Origin of the sequence: Microbacterium sp. PF5 (assembly GCF_004794315.1) — a bacterium.
GTDB classification, from domain to species: Bacteria; Actinomycetota; Actinomycetes; order Actinomycetales; family Microbacteriaceae; genus Microbacterium; species Microbacterium sufflavum.
Genome location: NZ_SSDQ01000041.1, coordinates 25,498 through 38,534 on the forward strand (window position 1 = coordinate 25,498; position 13,037 = coordinate 38,534).

Annotated in this window: 24 protein-coding genes; all 24 read left to right on the plus strand. The window is 66.3% G+C overall.

Annotation, left to right across the window (positions count from 1 at the left end; all coding sequences use genetic code 11):
- Positions 1-9 precede the first annotated feature (9 nt).
- On the plus strand, positions 10-291 hold the full coding sequence (gene rpsS, locus DW297_RS02045; protein ID WP_017201589.1) for a 30S ribosomal protein S19: 282 nt from the start codon (positions 10-12) through the stop codon (positions 289-291).
- Between the two features lie 25 nt (positions 292-316).
- Entirely contained in the window at positions 317-715 is a 399-nt protein-coding gene (rplV, locus tag DW297_RS02050; protein ID WP_136028881.1) for a 50S ribosomal protein L22, read from the plus strand.
- Positions 715-1,467, plus strand: coding sequence for a 30S ribosomal protein S3 (rpsC, locus tag DW297_RS02055; RefSeq protein ID WP_025102403.1), 753 nt, complete (start codon positions 715-717; stop codon positions 1,465-1,467). Before rplV ends, rpsC begins: the two co-directional genes overlap by 1 nt.
- Positions 1,467-1,886: a 50S ribosomal protein L16 gene (rplP, locus tag DW297_RS02060; RefSeq protein WP_025102402.1), complete on the plus strand. Its 420-nt coding sequence runs from the start codon at positions 1,467-1,469 to the stop codon at positions 1,884-1,886. The genes rpsC and rplP overlap by 1 nt, the downstream gene beginning before the upstream one ends.
- Positions 1,886-2,203, plus strand: a complete 318-nt coding sequence (gene rpmC, locus DW297_RS19290) for a 50S ribosomal protein L29 (protein WP_067121112.1) — start codon at positions 1,886-1,888, stop codon at positions 2,201-2,203. The genes rplP and rpmC overlap by 1 nt, the downstream gene beginning before the upstream one ends.
- Entirely contained in the window at positions 2,203-2,520 is a 318-nt protein-coding gene (gene rpsQ, locus DW297_RS02070) for a 30S ribosomal protein S17 (protein WP_136028883.1), read from the plus strand. The genes rpmC and rpsQ overlap by 1 nt, the downstream gene beginning before the upstream one ends.
- Positions 2,517-2,885 carry a 50S ribosomal protein L14 gene (gene rplN / locus DW297_RS02075; protein ID WP_102191664.1) on the plus strand — a complete coding sequence of 123 codons (369 nt, stop codon included), beginning with the start codon at positions 2,517-2,519 and terminating at the stop codon, positions 2,883-2,885. Before rpsQ ends, rplN begins: the two co-directional genes overlap by 4 nt.
- A gap of 2 nt (positions 2,886-2,887) precedes the next feature.
- Positions 2,888-3,247 carry a 50S ribosomal protein L24 gene (gene rplX, locus DW297_RS02080; protein ID WP_136028885.1) on the plus strand — a complete coding sequence of 120 codons (360 nt, stop codon included), beginning with the start codon at positions 2,888-2,890 and terminating at the stop codon, positions 3,245-3,247.
- Positions 3,247-3,837: a 50S ribosomal protein L5 gene (rplE, locus tag DW297_RS02085; RefSeq protein WP_136028887.1), complete on the plus strand. Its 591-nt coding sequence runs from the start codon at positions 3,247-3,249 to the stop codon at positions 3,835-3,837. Before rplX ends, rplE begins: the two co-directional genes overlap by 1 nt.
- A 133-nt stretch (positions 3,838-3,970) precedes the next feature.
- A complete protein-coding gene (rpsH, locus tag DW297_RS02090; RefSeq protein ID WP_136028890.1) occupies positions 3,971-4,369 on the plus strand; it encodes a 30S ribosomal protein S8 in 399 nt (132 codons plus the stop codon).
- 6 nt (positions 4,370-4,375) lie between these two features.
- The gene (gene rplF, locus DW297_RS02095; RefSeq protein WP_136028892.1) at positions 4,376-4,912 is read left to right on the plus strand and encodes a 50S ribosomal protein L6; all 537 of its coding nucleotides are present in this window, start codon (positions 4,376-4,378) and stop codon (positions 4,910-4,912) included.
- A gap of 2 nt (positions 4,913-4,914) precedes the next feature.
- Entirely contained in the window at positions 4,915-5,274 is a 360-nt protein-coding gene (gene rplR, locus DW297_RS02100; RefSeq protein ID WP_136028894.1) for a 50S ribosomal protein L18, read from the plus strand.
- Positions 5,275-5,294: 20 nt separating this feature from the next.
- On the plus strand, positions 5,295-5,969 hold the full coding sequence (rpsE, locus tag DW297_RS02105) for a 30S ribosomal protein S5 (protein ID WP_200838869.1): 675 nt from the start codon (positions 5,295-5,297) through the stop codon (positions 5,967-5,969).
- Entirely contained in the window at positions 5,969-6,154 is a 186-nt protein-coding gene (gene rpmD / locus DW297_RS02110) for a 50S ribosomal protein L30 (RefSeq protein WP_067121122.1), read from the plus strand. Before rpsE ends, rpmD begins: the two co-directional genes overlap by 1 nt.
- Positions 6,154-6,789, plus strand: a complete 636-nt coding sequence (gene rplO / locus DW297_RS02115) for a 50S ribosomal protein L15 (RefSeq protein WP_136028896.1) — start codon at positions 6,154-6,156, stop codon at positions 6,787-6,789. Before rpmD ends, rplO begins: the two co-directional genes overlap by 1 nt.
- A gap of 152 nt (positions 6,790-6,941) precedes the next feature.
- Positions 6,942-8,264: a preprotein translocase subunit SecY gene (secY, locus tag DW297_RS02120; protein WP_136028899.1), complete on the plus strand. Its 1,323-nt coding sequence runs from the start codon at positions 6,942-6,944 to the stop codon at positions 8,262-8,264.
- Positions 8,261-8,866: an adenylate kinase gene (locus DW297_RS02125; protein ID WP_136028900.1), complete on the plus strand. Its 606-nt coding sequence runs from the start codon at positions 8,261-8,263 to the stop codon at positions 8,864-8,866. The genes secY and DW297_RS02125 overlap by 4 nt, the downstream gene beginning before the upstream one ends.
- Position 8,867: 1 nt before the next feature.
- Entirely contained in the window at positions 8,868-9,719 is an 852-nt protein-coding gene (gene map, locus DW297_RS02130) for a type I methionyl aminopeptidase (protein WP_136028902.1), read from the plus strand.
- Positions 9,719-10,390, plus strand: coding sequence for a DsbA family protein (locus DW297_RS02135; protein WP_136028904.1), 672 nt, complete (start codon positions 9,719-9,721; stop codon positions 10,388-10,390). The genes map and DW297_RS02135 overlap by 1 nt, the downstream gene beginning before the upstream one ends.
- Before the next feature lie 168 nt (positions 10,391-10,558).
- On the plus strand, positions 10,559-10,780 hold the full coding sequence (gene infA / locus DW297_RS02140) for a translation initiation factor IF-1 (protein ID WP_028496510.1): 222 nt from the start codon (positions 10,559-10,561) through the stop codon (positions 10,778-10,780).
- Between the two features lie 64 nt (positions 10,781-10,844).
- The gene (gene rpmJ / locus DW297_RS02145) at positions 10,845-10,961 is read left to right on the plus strand and encodes a 50S ribosomal protein L36 (protein ID WP_005050492.1); all 117 of its coding nucleotides are present in this window, start codon (positions 10,845-10,847) and stop codon (positions 10,959-10,961) included.
- A 149-nt stretch (positions 10,962-11,110) separates the two neighbouring features.
- Entirely contained in the window at positions 11,111-11,485 is a 375-nt protein-coding gene (gene rpsM, locus DW297_RS02150) for a 30S ribosomal protein S13 (RefSeq protein WP_062632862.1), read from the plus strand.
- Positions 11,486-11,515: 30 nt separating this feature from the next.
- Positions 11,516-11,914 (plus strand): 30S ribosomal protein S11, encoded by a 399-nt coding sequence (gene rpsK / locus DW297_RS02155; protein WP_045249905.1) that lies wholly within the window; start codon positions 11,516-11,518, stop codon positions 11,912-11,914.
- Positions 11,915-12,045: 131 nt separating this feature from the next.
- Positions 12,046-13,035, plus strand: coding sequence for a DNA-directed RNA polymerase subunit alpha (locus tag DW297_RS02160; RefSeq protein ID WP_136028906.1), 990 nt, complete (start codon positions 12,046-12,048; stop codon positions 13,033-13,035).
- Positions 13,036-13,037 lie beyond the last annotated feature (2 nt).

Sequence of the window (13,037 nt, forward strand, 5' to 3'; positions counted from 1 at the left end):
TAAGAGAAGATGCCTCGCAGTCTTAAGAAGGGCCCCTTCGTCGACGAGCACCTGCTTCGCAAGGTGGTCGTGCAGAACGAAGCCGGCACCAAGAACGTCATCAAGACCTGGTCCCGTCGGTCCATGATCATCCCGGCCATGCTGGGTCACACGATCGCGGTCCACGACGGACGCAAGCACATCCCCGTGTTCGTGTCCGAGACCATGGTCGGTCACAAGCTGGGCGAGTTCGCGCCCACCCGCACCTTCCGCGGCCACGAGAAGGACGACAAGAAGGGCCGTCGCCGCTGACGCGGGGACGATAGAGGAGAGAGAAATGGTGGAGTCCATCGCACGCGTGCGACACATCCGCGTGACCCCTCAGAAGGCTCGTCGTGTCGTCGCGCTCATCAAGGGCAAGCAGGCCCAGGAAGCTCTCGCGATCCTGAAGTTCGCGCAGCAGAGCGCCAGTGAGCCGATCTACAAGCTTGTCGCGTCGGCCATCGCCAACGCGCAGGTCAAGGCGGATCGTGACGGCGAGTACCTCGACGAGCAGGACCTGTACGTGAAGAACGCGTACGTGGACGAGGGCACGACGCTCAAGCGTTTCCAGCCCCGTGCACAGGGTCGCGCTTTCCAGATCAAGAAGCGCACGAGCCACATCACGGTCGTGCTCTCGACGCCGGAGGCGGCTCCTGCCGCGGCCGGCGACAGCAACAAGAAGGCGAGCAAGTAATGGGACAGAAGGTCAACCCGTACGGCTTCCGCCTCGGCATCACCACGGACCACGTGTCGCGCTGGTTCTCCGACTCGACGAAGCCGGGTCAGCGTTACGCCGACTACGTGGCCGAGGACATCAAGATCCGTCGCCTGCTGCAGACGCAGCTCGACCGTGCCGGCGTCTCGAACATCGAGATCGAGCGCACCCGTGACCGCGTCCGCGTCGACATCCACACCGCCCGTCCGGGCATCGTGATCGGTCGTCGTGGTGCAGAGGCCGAGCGCATCCGCGGCGACCTCGAGAAGCTCACGGGCAAGCAGATCCAGCTGAACATCCTCGAGGTCAAGAACCCCGAGGCCGACGCTCAGCTGGTCGCGCAGGGCATCGCCGAGCAGCTCTCTGCTCGTGTGGCGTTCCGTCGCGCGATGCGCAAGGGTCTGCAGGGCGCTCAGCGCGCCGGCGCCAAGGGCATCCGCATCCAGGTCTCGGGCCGTCTCGGCGGCGCTGAGATGAGCCGCTCGGAGTTCTACCGCGAGGGTCGTGTGCCGCTGCACACGCTGCGCGCGAACATCGACTACGGCTTCTACGAGGCCAAGACCACCTTCGGCCGCATCGGCGTGAAGGTGTGGATCTACAAGGGCGACCTCACCGCCAAGGAGCTCGCACGCGAGCAGGCCAACGCGCCGAAGTCGCGCCGCGACGACCGTGGTGACCGCCGCCGTGCCCCGCGCAACGAGGCACCTGTTGCAGAAGGAGCTTCGGCATAATGCTCATCCCCCGTAAGGTCAAGTACCGCAAGCAGCACCACCCGGGTCGCTCGGGTCAGGCCACCGGCGGCACGAAGGTCTCCTTCGGCGAGTTCGGCATCCAGGCCCTCACGCCCGCGTACGTGACGAACCGTCAGATCGAGTCCGCTCGTATCGCGATGACCCGTCACATCAAGCGTGGCGGCAAGGTGTGGATCAACATCTACCCGGACCGTCCGCTCACGAAGAAGCCGGCCGAGACCCGCATGGGTTCCGGTAAGGGTTCCCCCGAGTGGTGGGTCGCCAACGTCAAGCCGGGCCGTGTCCTCTTCGAGGTCGCGGGTGTCGACGAGCAGCTCGCTCGCGAGGCACTGACCCGTGCAATCCACAAGCTGCCGCTCAAGGCACGCATCATCAAGCGCGAGGAGGGCGACGCGTAATGGCGATCGGCACCAAGGAGCTCGCTCCGGCAGAGCTCGACACGTTCGAAGACCAGCGCCTCGTTGAGGAGCTGCGCAAGGCCAAGGAGGAGCTGTTCAACCTCCGTTTCCAGTCGGCCACCGGCCAGCTGGAGAGCCACGGCCGCATCCGCGCCGTCAAGCGCGACATCGCGCGCCTGTACACCGTGATCCGCGAGCGTGAGCTGGGCATCCGTGCGACGCCCGCTCCGGTCGAGGCTCCCGCGAAGAAGGCGACCAAGTCGAAGGCGAAGAAGGCGGACGCCGCCGACGACGCCGTGAAGGAAGAGGCTGAGTGATGGCCACCAAGAAGGAAGCTGCCGTCGAGGTTGAGCACGCCGCTCACGACGTGCGCGACGCGGACGCCCGCGGGTACCGCAAGGCCCGTCGCGGCTACGTCGTCAGCGACAAGATGGACAAGACCATCGTCGTCGAGGTGGAGGACCGCGTGAAGCACCCGCTTTACGGCAAGGTCATCCGCCGCACGTCGAAGGTCAAGGCGCACGATGAGGCGAACACCGCCGGCATCGGCGACCTGGTCCTGATCAACGAGACCCGCCCGCTGAGCGCCACGAAGCGCTGGCGCCTGGTGGAGATTCTGGAGAAGGCCAAGTGATTCAGCAGGAGTCCCGACTCAAGGTCGCCGACAACACCGGCGCCAAGGAGCTGCTCACGATCCGCGTTCTCGGTGGTTCGCGCCGCCGCTACGCGGGCCTGGGCGACACCATCGTCGCGACCGTCAAGGACGCGATCCCCGGTGGCAACGTCAAGAAGGGCGACGTCGTCAAGGCGGTCATCGTCCGCACCAAGAAGGAGGTCCGTCGTCCGGACGGCTCCTACATCAAGTTCGACGAGAACGCCGCCGTCATCCTGAAGAACGACGGGGAGCCCCGCGGCACCCGTATCTTCGGCCCGGTCGGCCGTGAGCTTCGCGACAAGAAGTTCATGAAGATCGTCTCGCTGGCACCGGAGGTCATCTGATCATGGCGAAGATCAAGAAGGGCGACCTGGTTCAGGTCATCTCGGGCGCCAAGCCCGAGCGTGGTGGCGACCGCGGCAAGCAGGGCAAGGTGCTCGACATCCTCGTCGAGCAGAACCGTGTCGTCGTCGAGGGCGTCAACTACGTCACCAAGCACACCCGCGTCGGTCAGACGCAGCGTGGCACCAAGACGGGTGGCCTCGAGACCGTCGAGGCGCCCATCCACATCTCGAACGTCGCACTCGTCGACCCCTCGACCAAGAAGCCGACCAAGGTCGGCCACCGGGTCGAGGAGCAGACCAAGGACGGCGTCAAGCGCACCGTCCGCGTGCGGTACGCGAAGAAGAGCGGTAAGGACCTCTGATGGCAACGACCGACGCTGCGGTGGCTGGCAAGATCCAGCCCCGCCTGAAGGCGAAGTACAACGCCGAGATCAAGAAGGCTCTGCAGGACGAGTTCGGCTACTCGAACGTCATGCAGATCCCCGGCCTGGTCAAGGTGGTCGTGAACACCGGTGTCGGCGAGGCGGCTCGCGACAGCAAGGTGATCGATGGTGCGGTCGAGGACCTCACCCGCATCACCGGTCAGAAGCCGATCGTCACGAAGGCTCGCAAGTCGATCGCGCAGTTCAAGCTGCGTGAGGGACAGGCCATCGGCGCGCACGTCACCCTCCGCGGTGACCGCGCGTGGGAGTTCGTGGACCGTCTGGTGTCGCTCGCTCTGCCCCGCATCCGCGACTTCCGCGGTCTGTCGGCCAAGCAGTTCGACGGCAACGGCAACTACACGTTCGGTCTCCAGGAGCAGAGCGTGTTCCACGAGATCGATCAGGACAAGATCGACCGCGTCCGGGGCTTCGACATCACCGTCGTGACCTCGGCGAAGACGGACGACGAGGGCCGCGCGCTTCTGCGTCACCTCGGCTTCCCGTTCCGCGCGGACGACGCTCAGGCGTAACACCGTCGACGGGCTCAGTGGTCTCGTGTCACTGAGCCCGTCGATGTGCACGTACAATTGAAGATTGCGTGCTCATCGCAGGCCGTCTGTCGTGTAACGGCAGCCGGAACCTCATGAACGAAAGTAGACAACCATGACAATGACAGACCCGGTCGCAGACATGCTGACCCGTCTGCGCAACGCGAACTCGGCGCACCACGACTCCGTGACCCTGCCGTCGAGCAAGCTCAAGACGCACATCGCGGAGATCCTCCAGCAGGAGGGCTACATCGCCGGTTGGGAGACGTCCGACGCGCGCGTGGGCAAGAACCTCACGCTGACGCTGAAGTACGGCCCGAACCGCGAGCGCTCCATCGCGGGCATCAAGCGCGTGTCGAAGCCCGGCCTTCGCGTGTACGCGAAGTCCACCGAGATCCCCACGGTCCTCGGCGGCCTCGGCGTGGCCATCCTGTCCACCTCCTCCGGTCTCCTCACGGACCGCCAGGCTGAGCAGAAGGGCGTGGGCGGAGAAGTTCTCGCCTACGTGTGGTAATCCGAAATGTCGCGTATTGGACGACTTCCCATCGACGTTCCCGCGGGCGTGACCGTTTCGGTCGACGGCCGTGAGGTCGCGGTGAAGGGCCCCAAGGGTGAGCTCACCCTCACGGTGGCCAGCCCCATCGAGGTGTCGGTCGAGGAGAACCAGGTTCTCGTCACCCGCCCCGACGACGAGCGCGAGTCCCGGTCGCTTCACGGCCTGACCCGCACGCTCATCAACAACAACATCATCGGCGTGACCCAGGGCTACTCCAAGGGTCTCGAGGTCGTCGGCACCGGTTACCGCGTGCAGCAGAAGGGCAGCTCGGTCGAGTTCGCCCTCGGCTTCTCGCACCCGGTCCTGATCGACCCGCCCGCCGGCATCACGCTCACGGTCGAGGGCACGAACAAGCTCACCGTCAGCGGGATCGACAAGCAGGCCGTCGGTGAGGCGGCTGCGAACATCCGCAAGATCCGCAAGCCCGAGCCGTACAAGGGCAAGGGTGTGCGCTACGCCGGCGAGGTCGTGCGTCGCAAGGCCGGAAAGGCTGGTAAGTAACCATGGCTGTGAAGTCGAAGTCCGACGCCCGCGCGCGTCGTCACGCCCGTCTTCGCAAGAAGATCGTGGGCACCGAGGCGCGTCCGCGTCTCGTCGTCAACCGTTCGGCGCGTCACGTCTTCGTGCAGCTCGTCGACGACAGCAAGGGTCACACGGTCGCGTCGGCATCGACGCTCGAGACCGACCTGCGCTCGCTCGAGGGCGACAAGACCGCCAAGGCTCGCAAGGTCGGCGAGCTGCTCGCCGAGCGTGCGAAGGCTGCCGGCGTTTCCGAGGCTGTGTTCGACCGTGGCGGCAACCGCTACGCGGGTCGTGTCGCCGCCATCGCCGACGGCGCCCGTGAAGGGGGTCTGGCACTGTGAGTGACAACAAGGAGAACGAAGTGACCGAAGCGGCAGCTGCCACTTCCGAGACGGCCGCCGGCACCACGCAGGCTGAGCCGACTCGTGACCAGCGGGACGGCCGCCGCGGCGGACGTGACCGCAACCAGGGCGGCCGCGACCGCAACTCGCGCGACCGCGGCGACAACCAGTTCCTGGAGCGCGTCGTCACCATCAACCGCGTCTCGAAGGTCGTGAAGGGTGGTCGTCGCTTCAGCTTCACCGCTCTCGTGGTCGTCGGTGACGGCAACGGTCTGGTGGGCGTCGGCTACGGCAAGGCCCGCGAGGTCCCCCTGGCGATCTCGAAGGGTGTCGAAGAGGCCAAGCGCAACTTCTTCCGCGTGCCCCGCGTCGGCAGCACCATCCCGCACCCCGTGCAGGGTGAGTCGGCCGCCGGTGTCGTGCTGCTGCGTCCGGCCGCTGCCGGTACCGGTGTGATCGCCGGTGGTCCGGTCCGCGCCGTGCTCGAGTGCGCTGGTATCCACGACGTGCTGTCCAAGTCGCTCGGCTCGTCGAACACGATCAACATCGTGCACGCGACGGTCACCGCCCTGAAGGAGCTCGAGGAGCCCCGCGCCGTCGCCGCACGTCGTGGTCTCGAGTTCGACCAGGTCGCCCCGGCGCGTCTCGTCCGCGCCGAGGCCGAGGCCATCGCCGCACAGAAGGTAGGTGCCTGATGGCCGCGCGACTCAAGGTCACGCAGATCAAGTCCAAGGTGAGCGAGAAGCAGAACCAGCGCGACACGCTGCGCAGCCTCGGTCTCAAGCGGATCGGTGACAGCACCGTCCGCCCCGACGACGCGCAGACGCGCGGCTACGTCAAGACCGTCGCCCACCTCGTCAAGGTTGAGGAGATCGACTAATGGCTGAGAAGAACGACGCCGCCGTCGAGGCCGAGAAGGCCCCGAAGAAGGCTGCCGCTCCCAAGGCTGCTGCTGAGAAGAAGCCCGCTGCGAAGAAGGCGCCGGCCAAGACGGCCGCCTCCGACGCGAAGGCCGACGCCGCCGCGAAGCCGGCTGCGAAGAAGGCCGCGCCGAAGAAGGACGCTCCTGCGTCCCGCCCCGGCGTGCTCAAGGTGCACCACCTGCGTCCTGTCCCCGGCGCCAACACCGCCAAGACCCGTGTGGGTCGCGGTGAGGGCTCGAAGGGCAAGACCGCCGGTCGCGGCACGAAGGGCACGAAGGCCCGCAACACCGTGCGCGTCGGCTTCGAGGGTGGGCAGATGCCGCTGCACATGCGCACCCCGAAGCTGCGCGGGTTCAAGAACCCGTTCCGCGTCGAGTACCAGGTCGTGAACCTGGAGAAGCTCGCGGAGCTCTACCCCCAGGGCGGCGACGTGACCGTCAGCGACCTGGTGGCCAAGGGTGCGGTCCGCAAGAACGAGAAGGTCAAGGTTCTCGGCAACGGCGACATCGCCGTGAAGCTCACCGTCGCGGTCGACAAGGTCTCGGGTTCCGCCGAGCAGAAGATCGTGGCTGCGGGCGGATCCGTCAAGTAACCACCGCAGAAGAGGGGTCGGAGATTCTCCGGCCCCTCTTCTGATTCGGCAGGCGGGCACGCGGCGACGCCGCAATCGCAGACCTCGGAGTGAGTTACCCTGGTCTTTCAGCCGTCCTTCAGAGACCGGCAACCTTTTCAGGAGGAACGTCCTTGTTTAGCGCCATCGCGCGGATCTTCCGCACGCCCGACCTGCGTCGGAAGATCGGTTTCACGCTCGCCATCATCGCGATCTACCGACTCGGCTCGAACGTCCCCGCGCCGTTCGTGAACTTCCCGAACGTCGAGGAGTGCCTCGCGGCCAACACCGGCACCGAGGGTCTGCTCGGACTGGTCAACCTCTTCTCCGGCGGCGCGCTGCTGCAGCTGTCGATCTTCGCCCTCGGCGTGATGCCGTACATCACCGCGACGATCATCACGCAGCTCCTCCGCGTCGTCATCCCGCACTTCGAGGCGCTGCACAAGGAGGGTCAGGCCGGACAGGCGAAGCTGACCCAGTACACGCGGTACCTCACGATCGCGCTCGCGCTGCTGCAGTCGACGACGCTCGTCACGGTCGCCCGCAGCGGTCAGCTGTTCGGCGCGACCGACATCGCGGCCTGCCAGCAGCTGCTCACGAACGACGTGTGGTGGGCGCAGCTGCTCATCATCATGGCGATGACCGCCGGTACCGGCCTCATCATGTGGTTCGCGGAGCTCGTGACCGAGCGCGGCATCGGCAACGGCATGTCGCTGCTGATCTTCACCTCGATCGCCGCCACCTTCCCGGGCGCCATGAGCATCATCTGGCAGACGAAGGGCTTCGAGATCTTCCTGCTCGTGCTCGTGGTCGGCATCATCGTGATGGGCCTGGTGGTGTTCGTCGAACAGTCGCAGCGCCGCATCCCGGTGCAGTACGCCAAGCGGATGGTGGGCCGGCGCACGTACGGCGGCACGAACACGTACATCCCGATCAAGGTGAACATGGCGGGTGTGATCCCCGTGATCTTCGCGTCGTCGCTGCTGTACATCCCCGCGCTGATCGCGCAGTTCAACACCCCGCAGGACGGCTCGACGCCGCCCGCCTGGGTGAGCTGGGTCACGGCGAACTTCACGAGCGGCAACAGCCCGATCTACATGATCGCCTACTTCCTGCTGATCATCGGGTTCACCTACTTCTACGTCGCGATCACGTTCAACCCGGTCGAGGTCGCCGACAACATGAAGAAGTACGGCGGCTTCATCCCCGGCATCCGCGCGGGTCGCCCGACGGCCGAGTACCTCGACTACGTGCTCACCCGCATCACGCTGCCCGGCTCGCTCTACCTGGGTCTGATCGCGCTGATCCCGCTGATCGCCCTCGCCACGGTCGGTGCCAACCAGAACTTCCCGTTCGGTGGCGCGTCGATCCTCATCATCGTCGGCGTCGGACTGGAGACGGTCAAGCAGATCGACGCCCAGCTGCAGCAGCGACACTACGAAGGGCTTCTCCGATGACAGCATCCGCACGTCTTCTCATCGTCGGTCCGCAGGGTTCCGGCAAGGGCACGCAGGGTGTGCGCATCGCCGAGACCTACGGCATCCCGGTCGTCTCGACCGGAGACATCTTCCGCGCGAACATCAAGGAGGGGACGGCGCTCGGCCAGCAGGTCACGGCCATCCTCGACAAGGGCGACCTCGTGCCGGACGAGCTGACGAGCGAGATCGTGCGCGACCGGCTGAGCCAGGAGGATGCCGCGAACGGCTTCCTGCTCGACGGCTACCCCCGGAACACGGCTCAGGTCGAGCACCTCGACGCGTTCCTGGAGGGCCGGGGGGAGGCGCTCGACGCCGTGATCCTGCTCGACGTCCCGCGCGAGGAGAGCATCGCGCGTCTCGCGCTCCGTGCCGCGGAGCAGGGGCGCTCGGACGACACGGACGAGGCCATCGCACACCGCCTGGACATCTACGAGAGCGAGACGGCCCCGATCATCGAGGTCTACAGCGCGCGCGGGATCGTCGACCGCATCGACGGCGTCGGCTCGCTCGAGGAGATCACCGAGCGCATCGCTGCAGCACTCTCCGCGAGGGGTCTGCGCTCCGCGGCCTCCGCAGCCTGAGATGTTCCGCCGCTCGATCTACAAGACCCCGGCGCAGTTGCGCGCCATGGTCGAGCCCGGGCTGATCACGGCCGCGGCACTCGATGCCGTCCGTCCCCTCATCAGGGCGGGCGTGAAGACCATCGAGCTCGACGCCGCAGCCAACCGCGCGATCCGCCAGCGCGGGGCCGAGTCGAACTTCCAGCTCGTGCGCGGCTATCACCACACGATCTGCGTGTCGGTGAACGAGCAGGTGGTCCACGGCATCCCGGGGGAGCGCGTGCTCGAGCCCGGCGACATCGTGTCGGTGGACTGCGGCGCCCAGTACGAGGGATGGAACGGCGACAGCGCGATCACGGTCGTCGTCCCCGACGCGGAGCGTCCGGAGCTCGTGGCCCGTCGCGAGGAGCTCTCGCGCGTGACCGAGGGGTCGATGTGGGCGGGCATCGCCGCGATGGCCACCGCGACCTCGATCGACGAGATCGGCGCCGCGATCCAGGACTACATCGAGGCGCAAGGGCCGTCGGCGGTGTCGGGGCAGCCGTACGGCATCCTCCGCGAGTACGTCGGCCACGGGATCGGCCGCAAGATGCACGAGGCCCCGAGCGTCTTCAACTACCGCACGCCCGACCGCAGCGCCGACGTGAAGCCCGGGCTCGTGCTGGCGATCGAGCCGATGGTCACCGCCGGCGGCGAGGCCACGTTCATCGAGGACGACGACTGGACCGTGACCACGGTCGACGGCACTGACGGCTCACATTGGGAACATAGCGTCGCCCGACATGATGGTGGCATATGGGTGCTCACCGCGCCCGATGGCGGAAGAGCCGGACTCGCCCCGTTCGGGGTCGAGCCTCGAGAGATCGGAAAGTAATGGCAGCGGCGAAGAGCAACACCAACTGGTTCGCGATCGGCATCTCCATCGCCGTCGTCGTGGTCCTGGTCGCGATCGGTGGACTCGTGGTGTTCCTCAACAACCAGGCCACGTCGCCGGGAGCCGTGCCGAGCGCCAGCAAGAACTTCGACCCCGAGGCCGGTTCGATCAGCAAGGGCGACGGCAAGGACACCGTCGCGGTGTTCCTCGACTTCCAGTGCCCGGCGTGCAAGGCCTTCGAGGACCAGTTCGGTGCGCAGCTGGAGGAGAAGGCGGCGAGCGGGGAGATCACGCTCGTGAACCACCCCATCGCGATCCTCGACCGCTTCTCGCAGGGCACCGAGTACTCGTCGCGTTCGGCCGGGGCGGCGTTCTGCGTCGCGGAGTCCGACGCCGACCTCTACTTCGACTACGCGAAGGTGCTGTTCGAGAACCAGCCGACGGAGAACACCGCGGGTCTGACCACCGACCAGCTGGCCGAGTTCGCGAAGCAGGTGGGTGCGGACGACGACGTCGTCTCGTGCATCACCGACGAGACCTATCGCAAGTTCGGCGCCGCCCAGGCGAAGAAGAACGACATCAAGGGCACCCCGACCGTGGAGATCAACGGCGAGCGGCTCGACCTGCAGAATCAGGCCGACATGAAGAAGCTCACCGACCTCCTGAGCTGAGTGTGATCCACCCCGATGCCCCGTCCGGCCAAGTTGCCGGACGGGGCATCGTCGGATAACATAGATCTTTGGTGCCTTGTGCCATGCGTTCGGCGTGTCCGATCGGCCAGGCGCCACCCCCACCCATCCACCGCAGATCGACCGGTCTGCAGAAGCGTCAGCGAGGCTATGGCTAAGAAAGACGGTGTCATCGAGATCGAAGGCGTGATCTCCGAGGCTCTGCCCAACGCGATGTTCCGCGTTGAGCTCACCAACGGACACAAGGTCCTGGCGACGATCTCCGGAAAGATGCGGCAGAACTACATCCGCATCATCCCCGAGGATCGTGTCGTCGTGGAGCTCAGCCCCTACGATCTGACCCGCGGCCGCATCGTCTACCGCTACCGCTGATCGGTCGAGAAGTAACACCCCAGGCATTCCGCCTGCCCGGTGAAGACAGCGAACAGGAAACAACATGAAGGTCAACCCCAGCGTCAAGCCGATCTGCGACCACTGCAAGGTGATCCGTCGCCACGGCCGCGTCATGGTGATCTGCAAGAGCAACCCGCGTCACAAGCAGCGCCAGGGCTGAGTGCCCACCGCTGCGTGAGCAGCGCTCTCGCAATCTCATAACTCAATACGACACGGCAGGATCAGAACCCGCGACAGCGGGGGACACCTCGGGGCGGAGGCCCGGGCACCGATCCTGCTCCACACCTCCACAACACCCAGGAGAACCGCATGGCACGTCTTGCCGGCGTTGACATCCCGCGCGACAAGCGCGTGGTGATCGCCCTTACCTACATCTACGGCGTCGGCCGTACCCGCTCGGTCGAGATCCTCAAGGCGACCGACATCGACGAGAGCATCCGCGTGAAGGACCTCAGCGACGACCAGCTCGTCGCCCTCCGCGACTACATCGAAGGCAATTACAAGGTGGAGGGTGACCTTCGCCGCGAGGTCGCCGCAGACATCCGCCGCAAGGTCGAGATCGGCTCCTACGAGGGCCTGCGCCACCGTCGTGGCCTCCCGGTCCGCGGCCAGCGCACCAAGACCAACGCCCGTACCCGCAAGGGCCCGAAGCGCACCGTCGCCGGCAAGAAGAAGGCCCGCTAAGCAGCGGCCAGGGACTAGGAGAACACTTTCATGGCTGCACCCAAGGCCGCCGCGCGCAAGCCGCGCCGCAAGGAGAAGAAGAACATCGCGCTGGGCCAGGCCCACATCAAGTCGACGTTCAACAACACCATCGTTTCGATCACCGACCCGTCCGGCGCTGTCATCAGCTGGGCGTCGTCGGGTGGCGTGGGCTTCAAGGGCTCCCGCAAGTCGACCCCGTACGCCGCAGGCATGGCCGCCGAGTCGGCCGCCCGCCAGGCGCAGGAGCACGGCGTCAAGAAGGTCGACGTCTTCGTGAAGGGTCCGGGCTCCGGCCGCGAGACCGCGATCCGCTCGCTGCAGGCCGCCGGCCTCGAGGTGGGCTCGATCCAGGACGTCACCCCGCAGGCGCACAACGGCTGCCGCCCGCCGAAGCGTCGCCGCGTCTGATGCGTGCACCGAGCCGCTCGTCTCTCCGGAGCCGAGCGGCTCGGCGCCCCGCGCGGGCATCGACTTCCACAACTCAAGACCTCACCCCACCACATGTCATATAGCGGGCATGTGATCGAAAGGAACACAGAGTGCTTATTGCACAGCGTCCCACACTGACCGAGGAAAAGATCGTCGAGAACCGGAGCCGGTTCATCATCGAGCCTCTGGAGCCCGGCTTCGGCTACACGATCGGCAACGCGCTGCGCCGCAGCCTGCTGTCGTCGATCCCCGGCGCCGCTGTCACCAGCGTCCGTATCGACGGCGTGCTGCACGAGTTCAGCACCATCCCCGGCGTGAAGGAGGATGTCACCGAGATCATCCTCAACATCAAGCAGCTGGTCGTCTCCAGCGAGCGCGACGAGCCCATCACGGCCTACCTGCGCAAGACCGGTGCCGGTGAAGTGACCGCCGCCGACATCTCGGCTCCGGCCGGTGTCGAGGTGCACAACCCCGAGCTCGTCATCGCCACGCTCAACGACACCGCCAAGTTCGAGCTCGAGCTGACGATCGAGCGCGGTCGTGGCTACGTCTCGGCGACGCAGAACCGCAACGAGTACGCCGAGGCGGGCCAGATCCCGATCGACTCGATCTACTCTCCGGTCCTCAAGGTCAGCTACCGCGTCGACGCCACCCGTGCCGGTGAGCGCACCGACTTCGACAAGCTCGTCCTCGACGTCGAGACCAAGTCGGCGATCAGCCCGCGCGACGCCGTCGCCTCGGCCGCCAAGACGCTCACCGAGCTGTTCGGTCTCGCCCGCGAGCTGAACGTCGAGGCCGAGGGCATCGAGATCGGCCCGGCGCCCGTGGAGGCTGTGAACTCCAACGAGCTGTCGATGCCGATCGAGGACCTCGACCTGTCGGTCCGCTCGTACAACTGCCTGAAGCGTGAGGGCATCAACACCGTTTCGGAGCTCGTCGCCCTCTCGGAGACGCAGCTCATGAACATCCGCAATTTCGGCCAGAAGTCGGTCGACGAGGTGCGCGACAAGCTCATCTCGCTCGGTCTGTCGCTCAAGGATTCGGTGCCCGGTTTCGACGGCGCCCACTTCTACGGCGGCAGCGAAGACGAGTCCTTCTGATA

Excerpts from the sequence above, each read along its gene's own strand:
- map (WP_136028902.1), top strand. The coding sequence starts at position 8,868 with ATGTTCCGCCGCTCGATCTACAAGACCCCGGCGCAGTTGCGCGCCATG.
- rpmD (WP_067121122.1), top strand. The coding sequence starts at position 5,969 with ATGGCCGCGCGACTCAAGGTCACGCAGATCAAGTCCAAGGTGAGCGAG.
- rpmJ (WP_005050492.1), top strand. The coding sequence starts at position 10,845 with ATGAAGGTCAACCCCAGCGTCAAGCCGATCTGCGACCACTGCAAGGTG.
- rplV (WP_136028881.1), top strand. The coding sequence starts at position 317 with ATGGTGGAGTCCATCGCACGCGTGCGACACATCCGCGTGACCCCTCAG.
- rpsK (WP_045249905.1), top strand. The coding sequence starts at position 11,516 with ATGGCTGCACCCAAGGCCGCCGCGCGCAAGCCGCGCCGCAAGGAGAAG.
- infA (WP_028496510.1), top strand. The coding sequence starts at position 10,559 with ATGGCTAAGAAAGACGGTGTCATCGAGATCGAAGGCGTGATCTCCGAG.
- rpmC (WP_067121112.1), top strand. The coding sequence starts at position 1,886 with ATGGCGATCGGCACCAAGGAGCTCGCTCCGGCAGAGCTCGACACGTTC.
- rpsH (WP_136028890.1), top strand. The coding sequence starts at position 3,971 with ATGACAATGACAGACCCGGTCGCAGACATGCTGACCCGTCTGCGCAAC.
- rplO (WP_136028896.1), top strand. The coding sequence starts at position 6,154 with ATGGCTGAGAAGAACGACGCCGCCGTCGAGGCCGAGAAGGCCCCGAAG.
- rplF (WP_136028892.1), top strand. The coding sequence starts at position 4,376 with ATGTCGCGTATTGGACGACTTCCCATCGACGTTCCCGCGGGCGTGACC.
- rpsM (WP_062632862.1), top strand. The coding sequence starts at position 11,111 with ATGGCACGTCTTGCCGGCGTTGACATCCCGCGCGACAAGCGCGTGGTG.
- rplP (WP_025102402.1), top strand. The coding sequence starts at position 1,467 with ATGCTCATCCCCCGTAAGGTCAAGTACCGCAAGCAGCACCACCCGGGT.
- rplE (WP_136028887.1), top strand. The coding sequence starts at position 3,247 with ATGGCAACGACCGACGCTGCGGTGGCTGGCAAGATCCAGCCCCGCCTG.
- rpsS (WP_017201589.1), top strand. The coding sequence starts at position 10 with ATGCCTCGCAGTCTTAAGAAGGGCCCCTTCGTCGACGAGCACCTGCTT.
- DW297_RS02135 (WP_136028904.1), top strand. The coding sequence starts at position 9,719 with ATGGCAGCGGCGAAGAGCAACACCAACTGGTTCGCGATCGGCATCTCC.
- rplR (WP_136028894.1), top strand. The coding sequence starts at position 4,915 with ATGGCTGTGAAGTCGAAGTCCGACGCCCGCGCGCGTCGTCACGCCCGT.
- DW297_RS02125 (WP_136028900.1), top strand. The coding sequence starts at position 8,261 with ATGACAGCATCCGCACGTCTTCTCATCGTCGGTCCGCAGGGTTCCGGC.
- rpsQ (WP_136028883.1), top strand. The coding sequence starts at position 2,203 with ATGGCCACCAAGAAGGAAGCTGCCGTCGAGGTTGAGCACGCCGCTCAC.
- rpsC (WP_025102403.1), top strand. The coding sequence starts at position 715 with ATGGGACAGAAGGTCAACCCGTACGGCTTCCGCCTCGGCATCACCACG.
- rplX (WP_136028885.1), top strand. The coding sequence starts at position 2,888 with ATGGCGAAGATCAAGAAGGGCGACCTGGTTCAGGTCATCTCGGGCGCC.